The 7,719-nt window shown below is 68.8% G+C and carries 6 protein-coding genes; 1 reads left to right on the forward strand and 5 read right to left on the reverse strand.

The genetic code is table 11. From position 1 onward, the window contains the following. Nucleotides 1-476: 476 nt before the first annotated feature. A complete protein-coding gene (locus ACLN58_RS14565) occupies nt 477-1,127 on the forward strand; it encodes a vitamin K epoxide reductase family protein (RefSeq protein WP_415855981.1) in 651 nt (216 codons plus the stop codon). A gap of 42 nt (nt 1,128-1,169) precedes the next feature. Here ACLN58_RS14565 and ndk read toward each other — a convergent pair whose 3' ends face one another. The 5 genes from ndk to ACLN58_RS14590 form a co-directional block, all read right to left on the reverse strand. Further along, a complete protein-coding gene (gene ndk / locus ACLN58_RS14570) occupies nt 1,170-1,589 on the reverse strand; it encodes a nucleoside-diphosphate kinase (protein ID WP_415855982.1) in 420 nt (139 codons plus the stop codon). Between the two features lie 39 nt (nt 1,590-1,628). Next, nucleotides 1,629-2,090, reverse strand: coding sequence for a DUF4233 domain-containing protein (locus tag ACLN58_RS14575; RefSeq protein ID WP_415855983.1), 462 nt, complete (start codon nt 2,088-2,090; stop codon nt 1,629-1,631). After that, a complete protein-coding gene (locus tag ACLN58_RS14580; protein ID WP_415855984.1) occupies nt 2,090-3,463 on the reverse strand; it encodes a bifunctional folylpolyglutamate synthase/dihydrofolate synthase in 1,374 nt (457 codons plus the stop codon). Before ACLN58_RS14580 ends, ACLN58_RS14575 begins: the two co-directional genes overlap by 1 nt. After that, nucleotides 3,460-6,810, reverse strand: coding sequence for an isoleucine--tRNA ligase (gene ileS, locus ACLN58_RS14585; RefSeq protein WP_415855985.1), 3,351 nt, complete (start codon nt 6,808-6,810; stop codon nt 3,460-3,462). The genes ACLN58_RS14580 and ileS overlap by 4 nt, the downstream gene beginning before the upstream one ends. 279 nt (nt 6,811-7,089) lie before the next feature. Further along, nucleotides 7,090-7,719: SDR family oxidoreductase (locus tag ACLN58_RS14590; protein ID WP_415855986.1), on the reverse strand; the 630-nt coding region annotated here is incomplete at its 5' end.

The following is a 7,719-nucleotide window of genomic DNA, read 5'->3' on the forward strand; positions in this document are numbered from 1 at the left end:
CGGCGCTTCGTGACCGGCGCGGTCTCTTCGTCCCGGAGTTCCGGGGCTTGCTGGGCCTGCTGTTCGATGTCCATTTGTGAGTACTCCACAAGCCGCCCGCAACGCCGCCACATTCGGCGCCGGGACGGCACCACGTGCCGGCACCCGCAGGCGCCGACGAAGTCGACCTTGTTCCCGTCCGGCTGCGGCGTCGCCGACCGTACGGGCCGATGCCGCGTGGACCCGCGGCCCTCACGGCCGGCAAGGTGCCGCTCAATTCAGCGGGCGTCGATGGGGCTGGTCGCCCCGCGCGCCCGGCGTTGAACCGGCGGTCTTCATCGCTTTGCATCGGACCGGCCGCCGAATGTGGATCGGCGTCCGGCCATTTGCATTGTCTCACACACCGCCCAACCGGCCCTGTGCGCGGCTCGCGGACAGCTGCGTGTCAGGGACGGGCCCTAGAATCGGGGCAAGAACCCAGGAAGGACTCCGCCGCCATGACGAAGGCCCCAGCCTCCGCCCAGACTCGCCCGCAATCGCCGCCCGACGAAACCGGTCCGCTGATGACGCGGACGCGCCCCTTCGCGTGGCTTCTGCTCGTGACAAGCGTGGTCGGGTGGCTCGCGTCCGGCGAGCTCGTGCTCGAGAAGCTCGAGAAGCTCGTGAACCCCGCCCACCAGACCATCTGCGACGTGAACCCGTGGGTCTCGTGCGGCGAGGTCATGAGCACGTGGCAGAGTTCGCTGTTCGGCTTCCCGAACATGTTCATCGGCATCGTGGCCTTCGCGATCACGACGACCACGGCCATGGGCATCCTGCTCGGCGGGGCCCGGTTCAGCCGCGCCTATTGGATCGGGCTGCAGATCGGCGTGACGCTCGGCTTCGTGTTCATCGTGTGGCTGTGGAGCCAGGCGCTGTACTCGATCGGGATCCTGTGCCCGCTGTGCATGATCGTGTGGGCCATGATGATCCCGATGTTCGTGTGGACCACCGTCCGGAATCTGCGGCATGGCGTCATTCCGGCCTCGGCGGGGCTCGTGAAGGCGCTCGGCGAATGGGGCTGGATCATCGTGGCGGTGCTGTACGTCGGCGTCATCGCGTCGATCTTCTTCCGCTTTCTGCCGATGTTCGTCCCGTCGACGATGTAGCCTTCTGCGGCCCCTGCTCCCCGCTCGCCTGGGGTGGCGCGGTTAGTTGCCGAACCAGATCTTGATCTCGCGCTCGGCCGACTCGGTCGAGTCAGAGCCGTGGACGAGATTCTGCTGGACCTTGAGGCCCCAGTCGCGACCGAAGTCGCCGCGGATCGTGCCGGGCGCAGCGACGGTCGGATCGGTCGCGCCGGCGAGGGAGCGGAAACCTTCGATGACGCGCTCGCCCTCGAACACGGCGGCCACGACTGGGCCGCTCTGCATGAACTCGAGAAGCGGCTCGTAGAAGGGCTTGCCCTCGTGCTCGGCGTAGTGCTCCTCGAGCAGTTCACGCCCGGCGGTGAGGAGGTTGAGCTGTGCGAGGCGATAGCCCTTCGACTCGACGCGCGCGAGGATCGCGCCGGCGAGCCCGCGGGACACTCCGTCCGGCTTGACGAGGACGAGGGTGCGCTCAGCGGTCACGGTGGCTCCTTGATAGCGGGGTCGTGGATCGGGACCAGTCTACTGAGTCTGGCCCGCGTCCCCGTCCGGCGTCTCGGGGTGCAGACGCTCCCACTCGGCTTGCTCGCGGTCCCGCACCACGTTCTCGCGGTCGAGCCTCGTGCCCGTTCGGATCGCATACCACCAAGCGAGCCCCATGAGCACGCCCACCACGAACATCATGGGCTCGACGAATCCGAGCGCGATGAGCACGAGCTGGAGGAGCCAGCCGATCGCCATGCCCCACGGCCGCCTCACGACGGCACACGCGAGCACGAGGACCGCGATGAGACCGAAGCCGACGCCGAGCACGAGACCCGGGCCGTACTCGTGCCCCCTCAGCCCGAACACGGCGAGCGTCGCGAAGAGCGCGACGAACGCTTCCGTCAGGAGCACAACCGACGCGAACTGCACCCGCACCGACCGGCGCTTCTTCGGCATCCCGGGGCGCCACTCCCGCTGAGCCTTGGTGAGCCTGGCCATCACGCGACGTCCTTCCCGAGGAGGATCCGGGCCTCGCCCACGACCGTGATCGATCCCGTCACGAGCACGCCGCCGGAGAAGTCGCCCACCTCGTCAGCGCGCTCGACCGCATAGGCGATCGCATCGTCGAGCTTCTCCTCGGTGTGGACCTCGATCTCGTCGAAGCCGAGGTCGAGCGCGATCTCGGCGAGCTCTTCCGCAGGCACCGCGCGAGGCGACGCCGACTGCGTGAACACGAACTCCGTGGGCACCTCGCTGAACTCCTCCTGAAGCGTGCGCAGGATCTGCTCGGCATCCTTCTCGCGGAGCACGCCGAGGACCACGACGAGCCGGCTGAAGTCGAACGCCTCCGTGAGCGCCTGGGCGCTCACACGGATCCCGTCGGGATTGTGAGCGGCGTCGACAACAATCGTCGGCGAGGTCTTGACGACCTCGAGCCGCCCGGGCGACGTCACGCTGCTGAACGCCTCGCGCAGCAACTCGATGTCGAGTTCGCGCTCTCCCCCGCCGAGGAACGCCTCGAGCGCGGCAACAGCAACGGCCGCGTTCTCCGCCTGATGCGCGCCGTGCAGCGGAACGCTGAGGTCCTCGTACCGCGCGGCGAGCCCTTGGACGGTCACGAGCTGGCCGCCCACGGCGAGCGTTCGGCTCTCGACGCCGAATTCGACGCCCTCGAAGCGGAACTCCGCCCCGACCGAGCGGGCCTTGTCGAGCAGCACCTGGGCCGCGTCCGCGGGCTGAGCCGCGCTCACGAGGAAGCCGCCCGGCTTGATGATCCCGGCCTTCTCCCGCGCGATATCAGCGGTCGTGTCTCCGAGCAGGTCCGTGTGGTCGAGCGAGATCGGCGTGACGACGGAGACCACGCCGTCGCCCACGTTCGTCGCGTCCGTGATCCCGCCGAGGCCCACCTCGATGACTGCCACATCGACCGGCTCGTCCGCGAAGACCGCGAAGCCGAGGATCGTCACGCACTCGAAGTACGTGAGCCGCGGCTGCCCCGCGGCGGTCAGCTCGGCGTCGACGATGCCGATGTAGGGCGCGATCTCGTTCCAGATCCGCACGAACGTCGCGTCTGGCACGGGCGCCCCGTCGATGCTGATGCGCTCCGTGACCCTGCTGAGGTGCGGACTCGTGTACCGGCCGGTCCGGAGCCCGTGGGCGCGCAGGCCGGCCTCGATCATGCGGGCCGTGGACGTCTTGCCGTTCGTCCCCGTGATGTGGACGATCGGGAACGCCTTGTTCGGCTCCCCCAGCACGTCCATGGCCCGGAACAGCGGCGCGAGGCGCGGCTCCATCTTGTTCTCGGGGGCGCGTCCGAGCAGCTCGGCGTAGACCTCCTCGACGGTCGTCGGCAAACCGGTCAGCTCGGTCACAGGGCGGCCTCCTCGGCGGGTTCGACACGCTCGACGAGCGCACTCGGTTCGACATCGGCCTCGTTGAGCTCGAGCTCGACGCTCAGCGTCTCGCCTTTGAGCAGTTCGGTGTGGGTGAGCGCGGCGGCGACCATCGCCGGGCGCGCCGTGACGCTCGTCCGGATCCGATCGCTCACGTTGAGGTCGGCGTCCTTCCGGGCCTGCTGGATCACGCGCACGAGGTCGCGGGCCAGGCCCTCCGCGCCGAGCTCCGGCGTGACCTCGGTATCGAGGACCACGAACCCGCCACCGGGCAGCATCGCGACGGCGGTCGATCCACCGGCCTTCGCCGAGTCGACGACCGTCTCGAGGGCGTACTCGTGCGGCTCGAGGGCGATCCCGCCAGCCGTCACGAGGCCCTCGCCGTCCACCGACCAGTCGCCGGACTTCGAGCCCTTGATGGCCTGCTGGACGTTCTTGCCGAGGCGCGGTCCCGCGGCGCGGGCGTTGACCACGAGCTTCTGCTCAATGCCGAATTCCTCGGGCGAGGCGTGGTCGGAATCGAGCAGTCGCACGGACTTGAGGTTGAGCTCGTCCGCGATCACCGCCTCCGAGCCCTCGAGCGCCGCGGCTCCGGGGACGACGACGGTCATCGCCTTGAGCGGGAGGCGCACCCGCAGCTTCGCGGCCTTGCGGAGCGACGAACCCGCCGAGCACACGGCCTGCGTGCGGTCCATCTGGTCCACGAGCGCGGGCTCGTCGACGAACAGCGCCGGCTCCGGCCAGTCCGTGAGGTGCACCGAGCGGCCACCCGTGAGGCCGCGCCACATCTCCTCGGACACGAGCGGCAGGAGCGGCGCCGCCACGCGGCACACCGATTCGAGCGCGGTGTACAGGGCGTCGAACGCGTCCACGTCCTCGTCGAAGAAGCGCTGCCGGCTCCGCCGGACGTACCAGTTCGTGAGCATGTCGAGGTAGACGCGCAGGAGCTCGCAGGCGTTCGAGATGTCGTACGCGTCGAGGTGGCCGCGCATCCCGGCCACGAGCCGGCCCGTCTCCGCGAGCAGGTACCGGTCGAGCGGGTCGGTGTAGCCGTCGTAACGGAGCTTGGCCTCGTAGCCGCCCGTCACCCCGTCGCCGAGCCCGGTCGCGGCGTTCGCGTACAGGGTGAAGAAGCTGTACACGTTCCACAGCGGGAGCATCACCTGGCGGACGCCGTCACGGATGCCCTGCTCCGTGACGATGAGGTTGCCGCCACGCAGGATCGGGCTCGCCATGAGGAACCAGCGCATCGCGTCCGAGCCGTCGCGGTCGAGCACCTCGGACACGTCGGGGTAGTTTCGCAGGCTCTTGGACATCTTCTGCCCGTCGGAGCCGAGCACGATCCCGTGGCTGATCACGTTTCGGAACGCTGGCCGGTCGAAGAGCGCCGTGCCGAGCACGTGGAGCAGGTAGAACCAGCCCCGCGTCTGGCCGATGTACTCGACGATGAAGTCAGACGGGTTGTGCGTCTCGAACCAGTGCTGGTTCTCCATCGGGTAATGCACCTGGGCATAGGGCATCGACCCGGAGTCGAACCACACGTCGAGGACGTCCGTGACGCGCCGCATCGTCGAATTGCCCGTCGGGTCGTCCGGGTTGGGGCGCGTGAGCTCGTCGATGAACGGGCGGTGCAGGTCCGGCTGGCCCTCGTGGTTGACCGGCACGCGGCCGAAGTCGCGCTCGAGCTCGGCGAGGGAGCCGTACACGTCCGTGCGCGGGTACTCGGGGTTGTCGGAGACCCAGACAGGAAGAGGCGAGCCCCAGTAGCGGTTCCGGCTGATCGACCAGTCGCGCGCGTTCTCGAGCCACTTTCCGAACTGCCCGTGCTTGACGTTGCCCGGGATCCAGTTGATCTGGTCGTTGAGCTCGACCATGCGGTCCTTGAACTTCGTCACCTGGACGTACCACGACGACACCGCGCGGTAGATGAGTGGGTTCCGGCACCGCCAGCAGTGCGGGTAGCTGTGCACGTAGCTGGCCTGCTTGACGAGGCGGCCCTGCTCGCGCAGCACGCGGGTGATCGGTTTGTTGGCCTCGAACACCTGAAGCCCCACGATGTCCCGCAGAGGTGCGTCGTCGCCGCGGGCAGCGTCACCCGAGGCGAACAGCGGAAGGAACTTCGCGCCGTCGTCCACGGACAGGATCACCGGGATACCCGCGGCCTCGCACACCCGCTGATCGTCCTCGCCGTAGGCGGGCGCCTGGTGGACGATTCCCGTGCCATCAGTCGTCGTGACGTAGTCCGCGACGAGGACCTGCCAGGCCTTCTCCGTGCCCCACGCCTCGGCGTCCGCGAAGTAGTCCCACAGCGGCTGGTAGCGGATGCCCTCGAGCTCACGGCCGAGGAACGTGCGTTCGACGGCGGCGCTTGCCTGCGCAGCGGCGCTCACCTCGCCGTCCTCGTACCCGAGATCCTTGGCGTAGCTTCCGAGGAGGTCCTCGGCGAGGAGGAAGCGCGCGTTGGCCGGGACGTCGGACGCGCGCACGCCCGCCGGTCCGGCGGGTACGACGGCGTAGCGCACCTCGGGCCCGACCGCGAGGGCCGCGTTGGTGGGCAGCGTCCACGGCGTCGTGGTCCACGCGAGCGCGAGGACGCCCGCGAGCTCCTGTGACGCCTCGGATTCGCCGGCAAGGAGCGGGAACGTGACGGTGACGGTCTGGTCCTGGCGGTCCTTGTAGACGTCATCGTCCATGCGCAGCTCGTGGTTTGAGAGCGGCGTCTCGTCCTTCCAGCAGTACGGCAGCACGCGGTAGCCGCTGTACGTGAGTCCCTTCTCATGAAGCGTCTTGAAGGCCCACATCACGGATTCCATGTACTCGACGTTGAGCGTCTTGTAGTCGTTCTCGAAGTCCACCCAACGGGCCTGGCGCTTGACGTACGCCTCCCATTCGTGGGTGTACTTCAGCACGGACGCGCGGCACGCCTCGTTGAACTTGTCGATGCCCATGCGGTCGATGTGGGCCTTGTCGCTCATGCCGAGCTGCTTCATGACCTCGAGCTCGGCGGGCAGGCCGTGGGTGTCCCAGCCGAAGCGGCGCTCGACTCGCTTGCCGCGCTGGGTCTGGTAGCGGGCCACGAGATCCTTCGCGTAGCCCGTGAGGAGGTGGCCGTAGTGGGGCAGGCCGTTCGCAAACGGCGGCCCATCGTAGAACACGAACTCGCCCGAGCCGTCATGGCCCGCGTCGCGATTGTCGATCGAGGCCTGGAAGGTGCCGTCCTCGTCCCAGTACTTGAGGATCCGCTCCTCGAGCTCCGGGAAGCGCACGGAGGTCGACGCGGCTTGCTCGGGGTTCGGCGCGGTGGTGGCCTTGGGGTACACGCTCACGGAAGATCCTGGCTGTTGGGCTGAGGATGCGAGGACGGCGAACGCCCGGATCTGCCGGGCGGCACCGCGGTACCACCTCGCTTGCTCGCCGCGTCCGCTGTGCGCGCCCGCGAGAGCCTCTCGTGAGGGCTGTGACGGGCCTGCCCGTCCGGTTCTACTGGGCGGCCTCGCTGGGCTGGCGGAGCGCGCTGTTCTTCCGGAAGCTCACCGGTGATGGCCGGGTCGATGCTTTGCTGAACAGTCTACCCCGGGAGCCACGGGCTCCGGGCTTCGTGCGGCTCAGCGCTTGCGCAACAGCTTGTGCGCGGCGGCCTGGGCCACGGGGCGGATCACGATGTCGTCGAGGTTGACGTGATGCGGGACGGTCACGGCGTAGCGGATCACGTCGGCCACGTCCTCGGCGGAGAGGGGCTCCTCGACGCCCTCATACACACGCTCGGCCGCCGCGGCGTCGCCGCCGAGCCGGCTCAGCGCGAACTCCTCGGTCTTGACGAGTCCGGGCATGACCTCAATGACGCGGACGTTGTGTTCGGCCTCCTCGAGCCGAAGCGCGCGCGTCATGCCGTGCTCGGCAAACTTCGCGGCGTTGTAGCCGCCGCCGCCCTCGTACGAGACGAGCCCGGCGACGGACGTGAGATTGAGCACGGTCCCGTGGCCGTTCGCGCGCAGCATCGGCAGGAAAGCGCGCGTGATCTTCATGGTGCCCACCACGTTGACCCGCAGCATCCACTCCCAGTCCTCGGTCTTCGCGTCAGCCACCCAATCGGCGCCGCGCGCGCCGCCCGCGATGTTGACGAGCGTGTCGATGCCCCCGCCGGCTTCCACGGCCCCCACAAGGTGCGCGACGTCGTCGTCCTCGGCGATGTCGGCTGAAACGGGGACCGCGCCGGTCTCGGCGGCGAGGGTCTC

This window comes from Sinomonas sp. G460-2 (genome assembly GCF_047759905.1).
GTDB lineage: Bacteria > Actinomycetota > Actinomycetes > Actinomycetales > Micrococcaceae > Sinomonas.

Coding starts and splice junctions, on each gene's coding strand:
- ACLN58_RS14565 (WP_415855981.1), top strand. CDS start 477: ATGACGAAGGCCCCAGCCTCCGCCCAGACTCGCCCGCAATCGCCGCCC.
- ACLN58_RS14575 (WP_415855983.1), bottom strand. CDS start 2,090: ATGGCCAGGCTCACCAAGGCTCAGCGGGAGTGGCGCCCCGGGATGCCG.